Raw genomic sequence first — 18,062 nt, 5'->3', positions numbered from 1 at the left:
CCATCCACGGCTTGACCCGCGTCAGGGCTTCACGCGCAGCACCCGCCCGTCGTTGCCGCCGGTCACCAGGTACAGCCAGCCGTCGGGCCCCTGGCGCACGTCGCGCACACGCATGGACTCGCGCTCGAACAGGCGTTCCTCGCCCACGACACGCTCGCCATCCAGCGTCAGGCGCACCAGCGCCTGGCCGCGCAGTGCGCCCATGAACAGGCTGCCCTTCCACGCGGGATAGCGGTCACTGGTCAGGAAGGCCAGGCCGCTGGGCGCGATCGACGTCGGCACCCAGTGCCTGAGCGGCTGCTCGAAGCCGGCCTTCGGACCTTCCTCACCGATGCGCGTGCCGCTGCCGTAGTTGCGGCCGTAGGTGATCAACGGCCAGCCGTAGTTGAGGCCGGCTCGCACCAAGTTGACCTCGTCGCCACCCTGTGGGCCGTGCTCCACGGCCCACAGGGCGCCGGTCTGCGGGTGCAGTGCGGCGCCCTGGATGTTGCGGTGGCCCAGGCTCCACACTTCGGGCGCCGCACCGGGGCGGCGTACGAATGGGTTGTCGGCCGGTGCCTTGCCGTCGCGCGCGACGCGCACCACCTTGCCGATGTGGTTGGCCGGGTTCTGCGCCTCCGGCATGCCGGTGAAACGGTCGCCCAGGCCGATGAAGAGATGGCCGTCGCGGTCGAAGACGATGCGCGAGCCGCAGTGCAGCCGGCTGGCCATCTTGGGCATCTGGCGGAAGATCACCTGCACGTCGGCCAGCCGGTTGCCGTCCAGCCGCGCGCGTGCCGCCACCGTGCCGTTGCCGCCGTCACCCGCTTCGGCATAGGTGAAGTACAGCCAGCCGTCGGGGCCGGTGACCAGGTCCAGCAGGCCGCACTGGCCGGTGACGTCGACGGCCGGCAGGCCCTCGATGGGCTCGCCCGGGCGGCCGTCGGGGCCGATGGCGCGCAGGCGGCCGGCACGTTCGGTGACGAGCATGCGGCCATCGGGCGCGAAGGCGAGGGCCCAGGGTTCGACGAGGCCACGGGCCACGGTTTCCAGGGTCTGGGCGGCCGCGGGCTGAACCCTCAGGAACGCGAGGGCGGCGAGCATCAGGATGAACTGTCGTGTCATGGGCGGGATGTTGCCGGCGGAGCATCAACCGTGCTGCCGCAGGGATTCGCCCCTCAAGTGCGGGGTAGCCTGGCCGCGACGCCTGTTTGATCGTCCGGGTGTTGCCCCGATGAGCCCGCACGCCATGAAACCTCTCCAACCGTCCCGCCTGATCCTCGCTGCCGGCGCTGCGTGCCTGTGGCTGACCAGTCCACTGGCCTGGGCCGAGGAGCTGGACCTGTCGGGCTGGCAGGAGGTCACCTTGTCGTTCCCCGGCGGGCAGGGGCCGGCCAACTGGGTCCTGGACGCCGACAACCGGGGGGTGGCGCAGACCCTGAACGCCGACCCGTCGTTCTTTCTCAACGGGGAGGTCCAGGGCGCGTACACGCTCAGCGGCAGCTTCCGCGTGACCACGTCGTTCGACGACGACTACATCGGCTTCGCCTTCGGCTGGCAGAACAGCAGCAACTTCTACCTGTTCGACTGGAAGCAGACGCAGCAGGACTACCAAGGCCAGCGTGCCAACGAAGGCATGACGATCAAGCGCTTCTCCGGTGCCACCGGGGATGGCCTCGTGGACCTCTCGATCGGCGAGCTCTGGGAGAACCGCAGCGACCTGGGTGACATGGCGGTGCTGGCCACGAACCACGGCAGCACCGCCGGGTGGCTCGAGAACCGCAGCTACACCTTCAGCCTGGACTTCAACCTGACGCCCGGCAGCTTCCGCGTCGTGGTCGCCGACGGCAACACGGTGCTGTGGGACCAGACCGTCGCCGACAGTACCTTCACGAGCGGCCAGTTCGCCTTCTTCAACAACTCCCAGCAGGGCGTGGCCTACGCCGGGTTCACGCAGGACGTGGTGCCGCCGCCGATCCCGGAGCCCGGCTCCTGGGCGCTGCTGCTGGCCGGTGCGCCGCTGCTCGGCTGGCGACTTCGCCGGGCCGTGCGTCAGCGGCGCTGACGCCTCCGGGCGTCACGCCGGCTGCGCTGTCTCGACCACCATCTGCACGCGCTGCCGGCCCTGCCATTCGTCGAGGGTCAGGCGCCACGCCAGGCGCACACGCTCGGGCACCGGGTCGGCGTGGCCGAACCAGATGGCGTCGCGCAGCGCGCCCTGGTGGCGCACGCGCAGCTTCAGGTGCTTCTCACCGACCAGGCGCTGCTGAAGCACCTCCACCTCGTCGCAGAACACCGGCGCCTCGAAGCCCTGGCCCCAGACCTGCGCGTCGAGCAACTGCGCCGTCTCCGGGTTGAACCATTGCACGGCCAGCGGGCCGTCGGTGCGCAGCGTGCGCGTCAGCGCGGCGGCGTCCAGCCACTCGGCGGCCACGGCCTGGAAGGCGGCATCGAAGGTGTCGAAGGCCGCCTCCTCGATCGTGCAGCCCGCGGCCATGGCGTGGCCGCCGAAGCGCAGCAGCACGCCGGGGTGGCGCTTGGCCACCAGGTCCAGCGCATCGCGCAGGTGAAAGCCCGGGATGGACCGGCCAGAGCCCTTGAGGTGGCCATCGGCGCCACGGGCGAAGACGAAGGTCGGGCGGTGCAGGCGGTCCTTCAGGCGGCCGGCGACGATGCCCACCACGCCTTCGTGGAAGCCGGGGTCGAACAGCGCCAGCGCCGGGCGCGGGTCGTCCTCGACTGAGGCCCACTGTTCGAGCTGCGCCTCGGCCTGCTCGCGCATGCCGGCCTCGACCTCGCGCCGCTCGCGGTTGATGCGGTCCAGCAGCGTGGCCAGTTCGCCGGCACGCGCGGCGTCGTCGGTCGTCAGGCACTCGATGCCCAGCGTCATGTCCGACAGCCGCCCTGCCGCGTTGATGCGCGGGCCGAGTGCGAAGCCGAAGTCGAAGGCCGAGGCGCGCGCCGGGTCACGGCCCGCGGCGGCGAACAGCGCCGCCACGCCGGGCTGCATGCGCCCCTGGCGGATGCGCCTGAGCCCCTGGGCCACCAGGCGCCGGTTGTTGGCGTCGAGCTTCACCACGTCGGCCACGGTGCCCAGGGCGACGAGGTCCAGCAGCGCATCGATGCGCGGCTGGCTGGCGGCATCGAAGACGCCGCGCGCGCGCAGTTCGGCACGCGTGGCCAGCAGCACGTAGAACATTACGCCCACGCCGGCCAGCGCCTTGCTCTCGAAGCCGCAGTCCGGCTGGTTGGGATTGACGATGACGTCGGCCGCCGGCAGCACGACGGCATCGCCCTCGCGCGCGGGCAGGTGGTGGTCGGTGACCAGCACCTGCAGGCCCGCGGCGCGCGCGTGCGCCACGCCGGCCAGGCTGGCGATGCCGTTGTCCACCGTGACCAGCAGGTCGGGCCGCTGCGCGAGCGCCAGGTCCACGATGGCCGGCGTCAGGCCGTAGCCGTGCACGGCGCGGTCGGGCACGACGTAACCCAGGTTCTGCGGGTCGGCGCCCAGCAGGCGCAGGCCACGCAGGGCCACGGCGCAGGCGGTGGCGCCGTCGCAGTCGTAGTCGGCCACGACACAGACGCGGCGGCCGGCCTGAACGGCGTCGGCCAGCAGGCGCGCGGCGGCGGCACTGCCGTGCAGGGTGTCGGGCGGCAGCAGCCGGGCCAGGCCATCGTCCAGTTCGTGCGCCTCACGCACACCGCGCGCCGCCAGCAGCCGGGCCAGCAGCGGGTGCACACCGGCCTGCTCCAGGGCCCAGGCCACGCGGGGCGGCACGTCGCGGGTCTGGATCTGCATCACAGGCCCTCCAGAAGGGCCCGCATGTCAGTGCGCCGCCAGCGTGCCGCCAGCCGCTGCAAGGCACCCGGCGGGGTGAGTGTCCAGGTCGCGGCGGTGCGCTCGCCGCACAGGGTCAGCTTGGCAGACCGGCCGCGCAGCGCGGCCACGGGGCCGGCATCCAGCGCGCCCCAGGCGTCGAGCCAGGAGGCCCAGTCCTCGGCCAGCGCCGAGCGGCGCAGGCGATCGTCGACCACCAGGTCCCCGGGCCAGGTCGCCGGCTGACGCACGCCGCAGCCACTGAGCCACAGGCTGTTCACCGGCAGCCGGCCCTGCGCCTCGCGCGCGGCGTTCAGCGGGTGGGTGTGCAGGCGCATCTGCACCTCGTTCTGCAGGCGTCGCCACAGGCGGGCGTCGCGTGACGGCGGCAGCCAGGGGTCGACGTTGCGGCCGATCACGCGGTCGGGGGACGCCACCGCCAGGTGCGTCAGCGACTCGTGCGCCAGGTACCAGCGCGTGGGGGCGCCGTAGACGAGCAGGAAACCTTCGCTCTCGAACAGGTCGTGCACGGCCTCGAGCAGCGCGTGCGAGGCCGCCTCGTCGAGGCCGAGTTCGTCCGGGTCCAGCATGGTCACATGATCGGTGCCCAGGTGCCAGTGCCCGGGGGTCAGCAGGCCCCAGCACAGGTCGTGCGGGCTGGCCACGTTGACGCCGTCCTGCGCGGCCCGCCAGGCGGCCCAGGGCAGGCAGCCGTCGACTCCGGCCAGACCCAGCGCCCGCGCCAGGGCACGCTCGTGCGGCGGGCTGAGGCTGGTCTCGTCGGCGCTGTCCAGGGCCGGCGCACCGGCGGTGGACAGCAGGCCAGCGAGCTGCGGCAGGTCGAGGGTGGTCAGCGCGTGTCGGCCGCCGTCGGACAGCGGCGCGGCGAAGGGGATCAGAAGGTGCATTGGTGCACCGATTATCCCGGTGCCCCGGTGCCGGCCAGCGCCGGCGATAACATCGCGCCCAATGAATTCGCCCTACGAATGGCAGGTCGGCTGGCGGTACGTGCGCAGCGGCCGCGCCGGGCGGCGCAACGGCTTCATCTCCTTCATCTCCGGCGTGTCGATGTTCGGCATTGCGCTGGGCGTGGCGGCGCTGATCATCGTGCTGTCGGTGATGAACGGCTTCCAGAAGGAGGTGCGCGACCGCATGCTCAGCGTGATCGCGCACGTGGAGGTCTTCGACGCCCACGGCGAAGGGCTGGAGGACTGGCGCGCCACCGCCCAGCTGGCACGCCAGGTGCCCGAGGTCCAGGGCGCGGCGCCCTTCGTGGCCGCGCAGGGGCTGCTGTCGCGCGGCGACGCCATCCGCGGCGCCGTGGTGCGCGGCATCGACCCGGCCGAGGAAGCCGCGGTGACGCCGCTGGCGGCCCAGCGCCCGGCGCTGATGGCCCGGCTGCAGCCCGGCGCCTGGCAGATCGTGCTCGGCAACGAGCTGGCGCGGCAGCTGGGTGCGCGCGAAGGCGATGCGGTCACGCTGTACGGACCGGGCGGCACCGTCACGCCCGCTGGCATGGCGCCGCGGCTGAAGACCTTCACCGTGGCCGGCACCTTCGATTCCGGCCACTACGAATACGACAGCACCCTGGCGCTGATCCACCTGGAGGACGCGGCACGCTTCTTCCGCACCGGCGGCGCCACCGGCGTGCAGCTGCGCCTGGCCGACGTACACCGCGCCCCGGCGGTGGCGGCACAGCTGGCCAACACGCTGCCCGCCGGGCTGCTGGTGCGCGACTGGACGCGCACCAACCGCGTCTGGTTCGACGCCGTGCAGCTGGAGAAGCGCATGATGTTCATCATCCTGACGCTGATCGTCGCGGTGGCGGCCTTCAACCTGGTGTCCACGCTGGTGATGACGGTGACCGACAAGCGCGCCGACATCGCCATCCTGCGCACGCTGGGCGCCAGCCCGCGTTCGGTGATGGGCATCTTCGTCGTGCAGGGCGCCGTCAGCGGCGTCATCGGCACCCTCACCGGCGTGGCGCTGGGTCTGCTGGTGGCCTTCAACATCGACGTCATCGTGCCGGCCATCGAACGCGCACTCGGCGTGGCCTTCCTGCCCGGCAGCCTGTACCTGATCACGCGCCTGCCGAGCGAGCCGCTGGCGTCGGACATCGTGCCCATCGCGGTGATCGCGCTGGTGCTGGCTTTCCTGGCCACGCTGTACCCCAGCTGGCGCGCCAGCCGCGTCAACCCGGCCGAGGCGCTGCGCTATGAGTGAGGCGGCCACGACCCCGGTGCTGGTGGCCGAGGGCCTGCACAAGCGCTACCGTGAAGGCGGCCTGGACGTGAGCGTGCTGCGCGGCGTGGACCTGCAGGTGCAGGCCGGCGAGACGCTGGCGGTGGTGGGCGCCTCGGGGGCGGGCAAGAGCACGCTGCTGCACCTGCTGGGCGGCCTGGAGGCGCCGAGCGCCGGCCGCGTCACGCTGATGGGCCGCGACTTCGCCGGCATGTCGGCGGCCGAACAGGGCGTCTGGCGCAACCGCCACCTGGGCTTCGTCTACCAGTTCCACCACCTGCTGCCGGAGTTCAGCGCGCTGGACAACGTGGCCATGCCGCTGCGCATCCGCCGCCAGCCGGTGGCCGCTGCGCGGGCCGCCGCGCGCGAGGCCCTGGCCAGCGTGGGCCTGGCCACGCGGGTGGACCACCACCCGTCGCAGCTCTCCGGCGGCGAGCGCCAGCGCGTAGCCATCGCGCGCGCGCTGGTCACGCAGCCGGCCTGCGTGCTGGCCGACGAGCCCACCGGCAACCTCGACCGCACGACGGCCAACACGGTCTTCGAGATGATGCTGGCGCTGGCGCGCGAGCGCGGCACGGCCTTCGTGCTGGTGACACACGACGAGTCGCTGGCCGCGCGCTGCGAGCGCCGGTTGCAGCTGTAGGCTCACCGTGGTCGCGCTCCACCACCTCACCAACGCCGACCTGCACAGCCACTCGACGGTGTCGGACGGTACGCTGTCGCCCGCGGCGCTGGCCGCGCGCGCACACGCCGCGGGCGTCGAGCTCTGGGCCCTGACCGACCACGATGAGCTCGGTGGCCAGCACGCGGCGCGCGATGCGGCACTGAGCCTGGGCATGGCGTACCTCTGCGGCGTGGAGATCTCGGTGAGCTTCGCCGGGCAGTCGGTGCACGTGGTTGGCCTGGGTGTGGACCCTGACGACGCCGACCTGCTGGCAGGGCTCAGACGCACGCGCGGCGGCCGTGGCGAACGCGCCCGCCGCATGGCCGAGGACCTGGCCCGCGTGGGCATCCCTGGCGCCTACGAAGGTGCGCTGCAGTACGCCGGCAACCCGGAGCTGATCTCTCGCACGCACTTCGGGCGCTGGCTGGTGGAACGCGGCGTCTGCGCCGACACGCACGAGGTGTTCCGCCGCTTCCTGGTGGAAGGCAAGCCCGGCTTCGTGCCGCACCGCTGGGCCACGCTGACCGAGGCCGTGGGCTGGATCCACGGTGCCGGCGGCATCGCCGTCATCGCCCACCCGGCGCGCTACCGCTTCACGCCCACCGAGGAGTTCGCGCTCTTCGACGCCTTCCGCAGCCTGGGCGGGCGCGGCGTGGAGGTGATGGTGGGCGCGCACAGCGAACCCGAGCGCGTCACCTACGCCGGCGTGGCGCAGGAGTTCGGCCTGCTGGCCTCGCGCGGCAGCGACTTCCACGACCCGATGGAGAGCCGCACCGACCTCGGCGCCCTGCCCGACCTGCCCGGCCGGCTGGACCCGGTGTGGCTGGCGCTGCGCCACCGCGTCCACGCGGCCTGACCGTGCCCGCTGCCGCGCATCCGCTGCTGGGCATTGCGCTCATCGTGGCGATGGGCATGTCCTTCGCCGTGCTCGACACCGCGGTGCGCTGGATCGGCGCCTTCGTGCCGGTGCTGGTGGTGCTGGCGTGGCGCTACGCCACGCAGGCGGTGGTGATGGCGGCGTGGCTGGCGTTCGACCGCCGGCGCGGCTTCCGTCCGCAACGTGTCGGCTTCCAACTGCTGCGCGGCGCTTTGCTGCTGACCACCAGCGCCTTCAGCTTCTTCGGCCTGCAGCACGTGCCGGTGGCCGAGTTCACGGCCATCAACATGCTCACGCCGGTGCTGGTGACGCTGCTGGCCGCGTGGCTGCTGAAGGAGCGGGTGTCGCGCTTGCGCTGGGCGCTGGTGGCGCTGGCCTTCGTCGGCGCGCTGGTGGTCATCCGCCCCGGTGCCGGCATCTTCGGCTGGGAGGTGCTGTACCCGCTGGCCTGCGCCTGCAGCTACGCCAGCTTTCAGGTGCTCACCAGCCGCCTCGCGGGTCACGAGGACCCGCTGGTCACGCACTTCTGGACCGGCGCCGTGGGCACCGCCATCGTGCTGCCGGTGCTGTGGGCCAGCCCGGTCGATGCCGTGGGTGCCCTGGCGCAGGCCGACGCGCTGACCTGGGGCGTGATGATCCTCGCCGGCCTGGCCGGCACCGCCGGGCACCTGATGCTGATCCTGGCCCTGGGCATGGCGCCGGCGTCAACGCTGATGCCCTTCGTCTACACGCAGATCGCCTCGGCCACGCTGGCCGGCTTCATCGTCTTCGGGCGACTGCCGGACGCCTTCGGCTGGCTGGGCATGGCCATCATCGCCGTGGCCGGCGCGGCCAGCGCGTGGCTGAACCTGCGCGGGCAGAAGCCCCCGCCGACGGTGGCGGCGGACACGATGGCGGACTGAAAAGGGCGCGGTGCGCCACCCTGCTGGACACGGGTGGATCAACGTCCGCCGAGGGCATGCGGGCTGGCTCGGGAATAGACGGCGGGGCGGACAGTACGGAACGCGCTTGAACGCGACGTTGGAGGTCTGCTCACGACCCGGTCCGGTCAGCCGACACCAGGGACAGCGGTCAGTCGCCATCGGTAGACGGATTGCGGCGCGCCAGCTGTCGCGGCCCGGCTGCGCCACAAGTCGTCCCAACAAGTGCCCTTGGCGCTGACCTCGGGCTCTGACGCGAACGCAAAGGTCATGCACCCGAGGTCCATTGGTCCTTTTGGCCTCGCATTCCTACCGGCAGAGCCAACCCGACCCTGCACCTTGACATCTCGCCGGCGGGGCTGAGGTGCCTCAGCATGACGTTGGCTGCGTCATCGTACGAGACGATCAGCTCTGGCACTTTCGCGGCAAACAGAGGCAGGAGCAGCGGCGCCGGCAAGTGCCTGGCCAGGGATGGCAAGGGGCTGGCAAGCCCCTCGATGGCCAGGCGCAGCCGGCCTGGCACAAGCGCGGGCTTGTCAACCATGGGGCCGGGGCACAGCAGGCGCCAGTCCAGCGTGGAGCGTTGCAGCCGCTCCAGGTTGCGCGCATGGGGCCAGTAGGTATTGCGCACCTTGGGCAGGTCCACACCCCGCCGGCCGCGCTCATCGAGCGGCAGCAGGGCGGCGCCTGCCATGAACCAACTCACCGGGCGATGCGCCGCCGGCAAGGTCTCGATGGCGGAGACCACCTTGTCGATCAATGCCACGAATCGATCGCCATCGGCCACCTGGCCAGCGCAGCAGATCAACGCTTCATGGCCGCCGATGAAGTGCGCCAACGCGTCCACCGAAGCCGCTTCCAGGTCCAACTCGCGGACATGCGCGCGTGCCGCGATGTCCGCCGCCAGCTTGTTGCGCGACCGCACGGCGACGGACAGCGGGTGCCCGTGCGCCAGCGCCTGAGCGGCGACACGGCGGCCCAGATTGCCGGTGGCACCCAGCACAGCCAATGGCATCAAGATCGCGCACCCAGGCGCGCTGCCAGCGCGATCTTGATGGTCGACAGCAGGCCGACGAAGACCATGCTGTACAGCGCCACCAGACCGAGGGTCTCGTACATGTCCTTGATGTTCCAGGTGAAACCCGACTTGTCGGTCACCGTGCCCGCGGGCGGGAAGGCGGCAAAGGACAGGAACTCCAGGAACAGCGCCGCATAGAGTGCCGCCATCTGCATCCAGTGCTGTCGACAATCGGCCGGCGTGCCCAGCACGCCGGCAGCGCGGTCAGTATCTCGCGCATAGAACGCGTAGAGCTGGAAGATCGTCCACACCGTCAGGAACCAGCCGAGGAAATTGACAAGCGGCACGCCGAAATAACCGCCCCCGTCACGCCAGATCCACGACTCGGACAGCGTCGAGCGCGCGGGGTCCATCGACATGTCCCACATGACCATGATGAAGGCCGCGAGCACGGGCACCAGCCAGGTCTGGACAGCATCGCCGCGCTGCTCGAAGCGATCGAGCATGACGAGGCCCAGGTGCCATGACACGTAGCACACCGCGTAGTACGCCGGCATGATCAGCAGCGGCACCGTGCCCAGCTTGGGGCCCATCTTGTCGGTGTAGTGGTAGTGGCCGAACGGGAATCCGGTCGCGATCGAGAGCGACTCGTAGCACCAGCTCACCACGCTGGCGATGACGAAGAAGACAGCCACATTGCGCCAGCCGATCTGCCGCGGCCCGTGCAGCAGAACGAACCCCAGCATCGACAGGATGGATACGGCCGGGAGCAGCTTCATCCAGAAGGTCCCGGGCATGGCCGGCTTGAGGGTGTTGAACAGGGCAAACACCGCGATCAGCAGCCAGATCAGGGGGTTTCGAAGGCGGTCACTCATGGCTTGCTCTCGATGTGAATCGACGATGCGTATCATAATGAACTCTAAGTGTATTATGAACTCAGTGTTTATCATGAGACGATGACATCGTCGTCCGTCAAGCCCGAGGGCGATCACCGAACTGTCGTGGCCGCCGCCCGGCGCGACCGCATGCGCACGCACTTGATCGAATCGGCCCTGCGCGCCGTGCTGGCGCAGGGGTCGGTGAGCGTTCCGCTGGAGTCCCTACTGGTACATGCCGATGTCTCGCGGGGCACGTTCTACAAGTACTTCCCGGATGTGCGGGCCCTGGTGCAGTCCATGGCGACAACCCTCAGCGGCGAGCTCATCGCGGCGCTGCACCCGATGGTCGAGTCCATCGACGATCCCGCCGAGCGTCTGGCCACGGGCATGCTGACCGTGCTGGGCCTGGTGCAACGCGCACCGATGCTGGGACACCTTCTTGCCAACTCGAGCTGGCTGCTGGTACAGCCTGACGAAGACCACCCGTTCCTGAAGCTGGTGCGGTCGGATGTCGAGCGCGGTCAACGGACACGCCGGTTCGCCAGGATGGACCTGCCGTTGGCCATGGAGTTGCTCGCGGCGCACGTCGTGGCGGCGTCCCGGCGGCTGGCTGGCGGCGGCGATGCGACGCGACTGGCGAGGCAGACGGTGACGGCATTGCTGCGCTGCCTGGGTGTCGAGGATCGCGAGGCCCGCCGACTGGCCGAAGGCCCTGTTCGACTCGCGAACGTGCAACCCGGGCCGCTCTTGACGCTTGCAGCATCGAACGTCTTCAAGGCGTGACTCCGGCGACCGGACAGACGACTGCCGTCAGCGCACCCTTGCGGGCTCGAGTTGGTCAGACGTGCCGGCTGTTCGGATGGGACCTGCGCCGGGCGCAGTGGATCCGTCACTCCAACACGCGTCCCGAAGTCTGCTTGCCGGCCATATCTTCGAGCGTCGGCTCCTGGCCGAGAGCGCGCGTTCGACGTGCACCCGATCCAACGCCGCCCTGCACCGACAGGGTCCACGTCGCCGAGCACACCGCCCTACAGCCGTGCCGCCAGCCGCGTACCCTGGTCGATGGCACGCTTGGCGTCGAGCTCCGCCGCCACGTCGGCGCCGCCCACGCGGTGCACCGTCACGCCGGCGGCGACCAATGGCGCTTCGAGTTCGCGCAGCGGCTCCTGTCCGGCGCACAGCACCACGGTGTCGCAATCGATCAGCTGGCCGTCCTTGCGCTCCGGGCCATACGTGACGAACAGCCCGTCCGGCCCGATGCGCTCGTAGTTCACCCCGGCGATCATCTCCACACGCTTGTGGTGCAGCGCGGCGCGGTGGATCCAGCCCGTGGTCTTGCCGAGGCCGGCGCCCAGCTTGCCGGGCTTGCGTTGCAGCAGCGTCACCTGTCGCGCCGGCGGCGACGGCTTGGGCGGCACCACGCCGCCGCGCACGGCCGTGGGGTCGGCCACGCCCCACTCGGCTCGCCAGGCGGCCGGATCCACGCTGGTCGAGCCTCCAGGCGGCGTGACCAGGAATTCGGCCACGTCGAAGCCGATGCCGCCGGCGCCGACGATGGCCACTCGCGCACCCACGGGCCGGCCGTGCAGCAGCACATCGGTGTAGCGCAGCACGTTCGCGCCGTCCTGCCCGGGAATCTGCGGGTCGCGCGGCAGCACGCCGGTGGCCAGGATCACGGCGTCGTAGCCCTGGGCGGCCAGCGTGGCGGCGTCGGCCCGCGTGCCCAGGTGCAGGCGCACGCCGGTGCTCTCGATACGGCGGTCGAAGTAGCGCAGCGTCTCGGCGAACTCCTCCTTGCCCGGGATGCGGCAGGCCATGTTGAACTGGCCACCGATGCGGTCGGCCGCCTCGTAAAGGTCCACCGCATGACCGCGCTCGGCCAGCGTGGTGGCGGCGGCCAGCCCGCCCGGCCCGGCGCCCACCACGGCGTAGCGCTTGCGCTGCGGCGTCGGGTGGATCACGAGCGTGGTCTCCTGCCCCGCGCGAGGATTGACCAGGCAGCTGGCGAGCTGGTTCTTGAAGGTGTGGTCCAGGCAGGCCTGGTTGCAGGCGATGCAGGTGTTGATGTCGGCCGCGCGCCCGGCGGCGGCCTTGGCCACGAAGGCCGGGTCGGCCAGCAGCGGGCGCGCCAGGCTGACCAGGTCGGCACAACCATCGGCCAGCACCTGCTCGGCCACCTCGGGGGTGTTGATGCGGTTGCTGGTGACCAGCGGCACGGTGATGCCGGCGGCGCGCAACTCCTGGCGCATGCGCTGCGTGACGCCCGCGAACACCGCCCGCGGCACGCTGGTGGCGATGGTGGGCACACGCGCCTCGTGCCAGCCGATGCCGGTGTTCAGGATCGTCGTGCCCGCGGCGACGACCGCCTTCGCGAGCTGCACCACCTCGGGCCAGCTGCTGCCGTCGGGGATCAGGTCCAGCATCGACAGGCGGTAGATCAGGATGAAGCCCGGACCCACCGCCTCCCGCACACGGGAGACGATCTCCACCGGCAACCGCATGCGGTTGGCGTAGTCGCCGCCCCATTCATCCGTTCGCTGGTTGGTGTGGGTGACGAGGAACTGGTTGATGAAGTAGCCCTCGCTGCCCATGATCTCCACGCCGTCGTAGCCGGCGTCGCGCGCCAGCCTGGCGCAGCGCACGAAGGCGCGGATCTGGCGCTCGATGCCGCGCGCCGACAGCGCGCGCGGCGTGAACGGCGAGATCGGGCTCTTCAGCCGCGACGGCGCCACGCACAGCGGCTGGTAGCCGTAACGCCCGGTGTGCAGGATCTGCAGCGCGATGCGACCGCCTTCGGCATGCACGGCATCCGTCACCACTCGGTGCCGCCGCGCCGCGGCGGGCGTGGCCAGCGTGCCGGCGAAGGGCTTGGCCCAGCCTTCGATGTTGGGCGCGAAGCCGCCGGTCACCATGAGGCCGACGCCGCCACGGGCTCGTTCGGCGAAGTACGCGGCCATGGCCGGGAAGTGCTGCCGGCCGTCCTCCAGGCCGGTGTGCATGCTGCCCATCAGCACGCGGTTGGGCAGGGTCGTGAAGCCGAGGTCCAGCGGGGCCAGCAGGTGGGGGTACGGGGTCGTCATGCCCGCGATGATGACCCGGGGCCCGGAGGCCCGGGATGCTCGCGATCCCGCGGACCCATCAGCTGTTGGGCAGCGTGGAGGACGGCGGGGCGGGCGGCGTGGTGGGCGGCATAACCCGCAGGCCCTGGGCGCGGCGGGCCTGATCGCGCTGCAGCAGCGCCCAATAGAGCTCCAACACCATCTGCACATGCGCCTCGGTCTCCGCGATGGCCGGCAACTGCCGGCCGGCACGGCGAACGCGGCCCTCGCCGGCATTCCAGGCCGCCAGTGCCAGGTCCACCCGGCCAAAGCGTCGCAGCAGGTCGGCCAGCATGCGTGCACCCGTGTGCAGGTTGATCCGCGGATCGCGCAGGCGCTGCGGCGCCGGTGTGCGCCTTTCCTCCGGCGTGGCGTAGTGGTCGCCCGTGGCCGGCATGATCTGCATCAGGCCGACGGCGCCCCTCGGCGAAACGGCCTCGGCGTTGAAGCGAGACTCGACGGCGATCAGTGCTTTGAGCAGCAAACGGTCGACGCCGTGTGCGTCGACCGCCTCGCGCAGCCAGGGCCGCACGGCACGCACCTGCGGCGCGATGTCCAGCCAGGTGAGAAGGCTGGCGGCACGGTCGGTCTTGCCAGGTACCGTGGCGATGTGCGGTGCGCCGAGCAAGGGCTGGTAGCGCCGGTCCACGCGTTCGGAGGCGACGTGCACGATGCCGGCACCGTCGACCCAGGCCCAGAGGCCATCTGGCGCGGCGGCGGCGGGCAGCGCCGTCGCGGCCAGGCACACGCAGGCCGCGGCGCGACGACACGCAGGGACCCAGCCGTCTTCAGGATCAGACATGACGCGATTGTCCGCCGCCACCAGAAGAAACGCCGCACCGGGCCTGAGCCCGGTGCGGCGTTGGTCGCAGATCCGGCGCCCGCGGGCGCCGGTCATCGCGGAACGATCGTCAGTTGCCGCAGCCCATCGCCGCGATGCGGTCGCTCGCCGCCTTCGCCTGGATCAGGCCGAAGCCGAACTGGTCGTCCCGGCCGGCGGTACCCAGGTCCTCGGCACTGTTGTTCAGCGAGGCACGCAGCTGCGCAGCAGTGCAGCTCGGATGCTGGCTCCACACCAGAGCGGCCACCGCGGAGGCGTGCGGCGTGGCCATCGACGTGCCGTTGAACGACGCGTAGTCGGACACCTCCACCGACACCGTGGCCGTCTGGCCCACCTTGGCCAGCAGGGCTGCTGCGTCGTTGCCGTCGGCACCCACGGCCGGAATGGTCTTGGCGCCGCCCAGGTCCATCGCGAGTGCACCCGGCACGTTGTTGTAGACCACAGCGCCGATGCCACCGCTGGCCACGCAGTTGTCCACCTTCAGGCCGAAGGCGATGTTGCCGCGCGAGATCAGGCAGATCTTGCCGGCGGCGCCGGCATCGACGCTCTCACCCAAGCCAAAGTCATACAGCGCGGCAGCCACCGTGCCGGTGGCGGAGCCTGCACCACCGATGACCTCGAAGCCGCTGCCGGCCACGTCCAGCGTGCTGGTCTCGCCCGTGCCCACGGGCACCGTGGACACCACGCCCACGCCAGGCGCTGCGATCTCGACGTCGGCGTTGAACTGCGAGAAGCTGGCATGGGCCTTGGCCGCATCGACGGCGGCCACCGAGATCACCTCGGGAAAGCCAGCGGGGTACGACACCGCGCTCGTGCCGCCGTTGCCCGCGGCAGCAAACATCATCACGCCACGCTTGTCGAGCAACTTGGCGACGATGCCCTGCAACTTGGAGGCGCCCGAGCCACCCAGCGACATGCTGATGACGTTGGCACCGCCATTCTTGTAGCAGGCCCACATGGCCTTGGCCACGGTGGACGCACTGGTGCTGCCCGAGGCGTCGAACACCTTGGCGATGTACAGGTTGATGTTCTTGTTGGGCATCACGCCGACAACGCCGATGCCGTTGCCGCCGACCGCTGCGACCGTGCCGGCCACGTGGGTGCCGTGGGCGCTTTCGTCGCTGTCCCAGGTGCCGGAGGTGGTGAGGTTCTCACCGGCCAGCTTGTTGCCGGCGTGGTCCGGGTGCGTGCCGTCGATGCCGGAGTCGATGATGCAGAGCGTGCGGTTGCCGGCGGCGCCATCACCGACCAGGTTGGCCTGCACCATCGGAATGCCGTATGGCACCGACTCGGCCATCGGGTACATCGGATGGTCGGGCTCGATGAACTCAACGTGGCGGCTGCGCTTGAGCAGCTTGACGGCCGCCGGAGACAGGCGCACCGACAGGGCGTTGAACTCCGACAGGTTCACCAGCACCTTGCCGCCGCGGGAGGCCACCTCGGCACGCCCCTTGGCGAAGGCACCTGCCTTGAACTTGACGATGACACGGCTGTCCTTCTCGGCAGCCAGCGCGGGCGTGGCGGCCAGGCTGCCCATCAGGCCGGCAGCGAAGGCTGCGCACAGCACGCGGATCTTGAACTTGTTCATCAACTCCTGCTCCAGATGGAAATTCGCGAAGCGATGACTGTTGCCGTGGCGCCGTGCGCCGTCAACCCCCTGATCCGGATGGGGGTCAACCCCAGATCGCGCCAGGATTCACGGGCCGTGCGCGCAGCGGCCAGGCGAGGTTTCAGACGTCGACCTCCACCGTGTCGCCATGCAGTTCCATCAGCTCACGCCGCGATGCCGCCTCGCCCTTGCCCATGAGCTTGTGCATGGCCTGCACGGTGGCCTCGAAGCCCAGTGCGCCGAAGGCCACGGGCAGCAGGCGCCGGGTCTCCGGGTTCAGCGTGGTCTCCCACAGCTGCTCGGCGCTCATCTCGCCCAGGCCCTTGAAGCGGCTGATGCTCCACGAGCCTTCGCGCGCGCCCTCCTTGCGCAGCTTGTCCAACGCTGCGGTCAGTTCACCCTCGTCGAGCGCGTAGATCTTGGCCGCCGGCTTGCGGCCACGTGCCGGAGCGTCGACGCGGAACAGCGGCGGCTTGGCCACGAACACATGGCCACGCTCGATCAGCTTGGGGAAGTGGCGGAAGAACAGCGTCAGCAGCAGCACCTGGATGTGCGAACCGTCCACGTCGGCGTCCGACAGGATGCAGACCTTGCCATAACGCAGGCCGGACAGGTCGGGCTCGTCGACCGGGCCATGCGGGTCCACGCCCAGGGCCACGGCGATGTCGTGGATCTCGTTGTTGGCGAACAGCCGGTCGCGCTCCACCTCCCAGGCGTTGAGCACCTTGCCGCGCAGCGGCAGCACCGCCTGTGTCTCCTTGTCGCGGCCCATCTTGGCGCTGCCACCGGCGCTGTCGCCCTCGACCAGGAAGACCTCGTTGTAGGCGATGTCGCGGCTCTCGCAGTCGGTGAGCTTGCCGGGCAGCACGGCCACGCCGGAGCCCTTGCGCTTCTCCACCTTCTGCGCCGCGCGCTGGCGCGTCTGCGCCTGGCGGATCACGAGTTCGGCCAGCTTGCGGCCATGCTCCACGTGCTGGCTCAGCCACAGCTCGAAGGCCGGCCGGACGAAGCCGGAAACCAGGCGCAGTGCGTCGCGGCTGTTCAGCCGCTCCTTGACCTGGCCCTGGAACTGCGGGTCCAGCACCTTGGCGCTGAGCACAAAGCTGGCCCGTGCGAAAACGTCCTCGGGCATCAGCTTCACGCCCTTGGGCAGCAGGGCATGCAGTTCGATGAAGCCCTTGATGGCCTGGAACAGCCCGTCCTTGAGGCCCGACTCGTGGGTGCCGCCGGCCACCGTGGGGATCAGGTTGACGTAGCTCTCGCGCAGCACGGTGCCTTCGTCGGTGAAGGCCACGCACCAGGCCGCGCCCTCGCCTTCGGCGATGTTCTCGGACGTCTCGCGGTCGGCGTACTGCTCGCCGGCGAACAGCGGGATCAGGGGGTCGGCCTGAAGGCCCTGCTGCAGGTAGTCCGACAGGCCGCCCTTGTAGAGCCAGGTCTGGGTCTCGCTGTCCTTGCCGCCGGCCTTCTCCACGGTGAGCGAGACGCTGACGCCGGGCAGTAGCACGGCCTTACTGCGCAGCAGGTGCACCAGCTCACCGCGCGGCAGGTCGGGGCTGTCGAAGTACTTGCCGTCGGGCCAGACGCTCACCCGGGTGCCGTGCCTGCGCTCGCCCGACGTGGCCTTGCGCACCGCCAGGGGCTCGATCACGTCGCCGGCGGCGAAGGCCAGGCTGGCGCACTGGCCGTCACGCCACACCTCCACCTGCAGCCGCTTCGCCAGCGCGTTGGTGACGCTGACGCCCACCCCGTGCAGCCCGCCGCTGAAGCTGTAGGCGCCACCGGCGCCCTTGTCGAACTTGCCGCCGGCGTGCAACCGGGTGAAGACGATCTCCACCACCGGCACCTGCTCCTCCGGGTGCAGGCCAAAGGGGATGCCCCGGCCGTCGTCGTCCACGCTCACCGAGCCGTCGGCGTGCAGCGTGACCCCGATGCGCTGGCCGGTGCCGGCCAGCGCCTCGTCGGCGGCGTTGTCTATGACCTCCTGCACGATGTGCAGGGGGTTGTCGGTGCGCGTGTACATGCCCGGGCGCTGCTTGACGGGCTCGAGGCCCTTGAGCACCCGGATCGAGGCTTCGGCGTAACTGCTGGTCTTGGTGGCCATGGCGGGATTCTAGGAA

General features: G+C 70.7%; 15 protein-coding genes. 6 read left to right on the top strand and 9 right to left on the bottom strand.

Annotated features, from left to right (window positions below):
* Positions 1–21 precede the first annotated feature (21 nt).
* The gene (locus ENE75_RS14835; protein ID WP_128199082.1) at positions 22–1,104 is read right to left on the bottom strand and encodes a PQQ-dependent sugar dehydrogenase; all 1,083 of its coding nucleotides are present in this window, start codon (positions 1,102–1,104) and stop codon (positions 22–24) included.
* Positions 1,105–1,228: 124 nt separating this feature from the next.
* Here ENE75_RS14835 and ENE75_RS14830 point away from each other — a divergent pair, with 124 nt between their 5' ends.
* Positions 1,229–2,044: a PEP-CTERM sorting domain-containing protein gene (locus ENE75_RS14830; protein WP_128199081.1), complete on the top strand. Its 816-nt coding sequence runs from the start codon at positions 1,229–1,231 to the stop codon at positions 2,042–2,044.
* Positions 2,045–2,056: 12 nt separating this feature from the next.
* Here the strand turns inward: ENE75_RS14830 and recJ are convergent, their stop codons facing one another.
* Both recJ and ENE75_RS14820 read right to left on the bottom strand, forming a co-directional pair.
* A complete protein-coding gene (gene recJ / locus ENE75_RS14825) occupies positions 2,057–3,778 on the bottom strand; it encodes a single-stranded-DNA-specific exonuclease RecJ (protein ID WP_128199080.1) in 1,722 nt (573 codons plus the stop codon).
* On the bottom strand, positions 3,778–4,704 hold the full coding sequence (locus ENE75_RS14820; RefSeq protein WP_128199079.1) for a hypothetical protein: 927 nt from the start codon (positions 4,702–4,704) through the stop codon (positions 3,778–3,780). Before ENE75_RS14820 ends, recJ begins: the two co-directional genes overlap by 1 nt.
* Positions 4,705–4,765: 61 nt before the next feature.
* Here ENE75_RS14820 and ENE75_RS14815 point away from each other — a divergent pair, with 61 nt between their 5' ends.
* From ENE75_RS14815 to ENE75_RS14800, 4 genes are read left to right on the top strand one after another with little or no spacing between them, the layout of a single operon-like run.
* Positions 4,766–6,019: a lipoprotein-releasing ABC transporter permease subunit gene (locus tag ENE75_RS14815; protein ID WP_128199078.1), complete on the top strand. Its 1,254-nt coding sequence runs from the start codon at positions 4,766–4,768 to the stop codon at positions 6,017–6,019.
* Positions 6,012–6,680, top strand: a complete 669-nt coding sequence (locus tag ENE75_RS14810) for an ABC transporter ATP-binding protein (RefSeq protein WP_128199077.1) — start codon at positions 6,012–6,014, stop codon at positions 6,678–6,680. The genes ENE75_RS14815 and ENE75_RS14810 overlap by 8 nt, the downstream gene beginning before the upstream one ends.
* A gap of 7 nt (positions 6,681–6,687) precedes the next feature.
* Positions 6,688–7,557, top strand: a complete 870-nt coding sequence (locus ENE75_RS14805) for a 3',5'-nucleoside bisphosphate phosphatase (RefSeq protein ID WP_128199076.1) — start codon at positions 6,688–6,690, stop codon at positions 7,555–7,557.
* Positions 7,558–7,559: 2 nt separating this feature from the next.
* Positions 7,560–8,480, top strand: a complete 921-nt coding sequence (locus tag ENE75_RS14800) for a DMT family transporter (protein ID WP_233259093.1) — start codon at positions 7,560–7,562, stop codon at positions 8,478–8,480.
* Between the two features lie 286 nt (positions 8,481–8,766).
* On the opposite strand, the gene ENE75_RS14795 is transcribed toward ENE75_RS14800, so the two are convergent.
* Complete coding sequence (locus ENE75_RS14795; RefSeq protein ID WP_233259092.1) at positions 8,767–9,513, bottom strand: NAD(P)-dependent oxidoreductase; 747 nt, start codon at positions 9,511–9,513, stop codon at positions 8,767–8,769.
* Entirely contained in the window at positions 9,513–10,391 is an 879-nt protein-coding gene (locus tag ENE75_RS14790; protein ID WP_158288960.1) for a carotenoid biosynthesis protein, read from the bottom strand. The genes ENE75_RS14795 and ENE75_RS14790 overlap by 1 nt, the downstream gene beginning before the upstream one ends.
* 81 nt (positions 10,392–10,472) lie before the next feature.
* On the opposite strand from ENE75_RS14790, the gene ENE75_RS14785 reads away from it, so the two are divergent.
* Positions 10,473–11,177, top strand: a complete 705-nt coding sequence (locus ENE75_RS14785) for a TetR/AcrR family transcriptional regulator (RefSeq protein ID WP_128199073.1) — start codon at positions 10,473–10,475, stop codon at positions 11,175–11,177.
* Between the two features lie 245 nt (positions 11,178–11,422).
* Here the strand turns inward: ENE75_RS14785 and ENE75_RS14780 are convergent, their stop codons facing one another.
* The 4 genes from ENE75_RS14780 to ENE75_RS14765 form a co-directional block, all read right to left on the bottom strand.
* The gene (locus ENE75_RS14780) at positions 11,423–13,474 is read right to left on the bottom strand and encodes an NADPH-dependent 2,4-dienoyl-CoA reductase (RefSeq protein WP_128199072.1); all 2,052 of its coding nucleotides are present in this window, start codon (positions 13,472–13,474) and stop codon (positions 11,423–11,425) included.
* Between the two features lie 58 nt (positions 13,475–13,532).
* Positions 13,533–14,294, bottom strand: a complete 762-nt coding sequence (locus ENE75_RS14775; RefSeq protein ID WP_128199071.1) for a lytic transglycosylase domain-containing protein — start codon at positions 14,292–14,294, stop codon at positions 13,533–13,535.
* A 109-nt stretch (positions 14,295–14,403) separates the two neighbouring features.
* Positions 14,404–15,921: a S8 family serine peptidase gene (locus tag ENE75_RS14770; RefSeq protein WP_199232307.1), complete on the bottom strand. Its 1,518-nt coding sequence runs from the start codon at positions 15,919–15,921 to the stop codon at positions 14,404–14,406.
* Positions 15,922–16,063: 142 nt separating this feature from the next.
* Entirely contained in the window at positions 16,064–18,046 is a 1,983-nt protein-coding gene (locus ENE75_RS14765) for a DNA topoisomerase IV subunit B (protein WP_128199070.1), read from the bottom strand.
* Between the last annotated feature and the right edge of the window lie 16 nt (positions 18,047–18,062).

Source organism: Rubrivivax albus, assembly GCF_004016515.1.
Lineage (GTDB): Bacteria > Pseudomonadota > Gammaproteobacteria > Burkholderiales > Burkholderiaceae_C > Rubrivivax > Rubrivivax albus.
Note: the sequence above shows the minus strand (reverse complement) of the source record. Positions and strands in the feature narration are given on the sequence as shown.

Excerpts from the sequence above, each read along its gene's own strand:
- ENE75_RS14770 (WP_199232307.1), bottom strand. The coding sequence starts at position 15,921 with ATGAACAAGTTCAAGATCCGCGTGCTGTGCGCAGCCTTCGCTGCCGGC.
- recJ (WP_128199080.1), bottom strand. The coding sequence starts at position 3,778 with ATGCAGATCCAGACCCGCGACGTGCCGCCCCGCGTGGCCTGGGCCCTG.
- ENE75_RS14830 (WP_128199081.1), top strand. The coding sequence starts at position 1,229 with ATGAAACCTCTCCAACCGTCCCGCCTGATCCTCGCTGCCGGCGCTGCG.
- ENE75_RS14775 (WP_128199071.1), bottom strand. The coding sequence starts at position 14,294 with ATGTCTGATCCTGAAGACGGCTGGGTCCCTGCGTGTCGTCGCGCCGCG.
- ENE75_RS14790 (WP_158288960.1), bottom strand. The coding sequence starts at position 10,391 with ATGAGTGACCGCCTTCGAAACCCCCTGATCTGGCTGCTGATCGCGGTG.
- ENE75_RS14820 (WP_128199079.1), bottom strand. The coding sequence starts at position 4,704 with ATGCACCTTCTGATCCCCTTCGCCGCGCCGCTGTCCGACGGCGGCCGA.
- ENE75_RS14765 (WP_128199070.1), bottom strand. The coding sequence starts at position 18,046 with ATGGCCACCAAGACCAGCAGTTACGCCGAAGCCTCGATCCGGGTGCTC.
- ENE75_RS14780 (WP_128199072.1), bottom strand. The coding sequence starts at position 13,474 with ATGACGACCCCGTACCCCCACCTGCTGGCCCCGCTGGACCTCGGCTTC.
- ENE75_RS14795 (WP_233259092.1), bottom strand. The coding sequence starts at position 9,513 with ATGCCATTGGCTGTGCTGGGTGCCACCGGCAATCTGGGCCGCCGTGTC.
- ENE75_RS14835 (WP_128199082.1), bottom strand. The coding sequence starts at position 1,104 with ATGACACGACAGTTCATCCTGATGCTCGCCGCCCTCGCGTTCCTGAGG.
- ENE75_RS14785 (WP_128199073.1), top strand. The coding sequence starts at position 10,473 with ATGACATCGTCGTCCGTCAAGCCCGAGGGCGATCACCGAACTGTCGTG.
- ENE75_RS14815 (WP_128199078.1), top strand. The coding sequence starts at position 4,766 with ATGAATTCGCCCTACGAATGGCAGGTCGGCTGGCGGTACGTGCGCAGC.
- ENE75_RS14810 (WP_128199077.1), top strand. The coding sequence starts at position 6,012 with ATGAGTGAGGCGGCCACGACCCCGGTGCTGGTGGCCGAGGGCCTGCAC.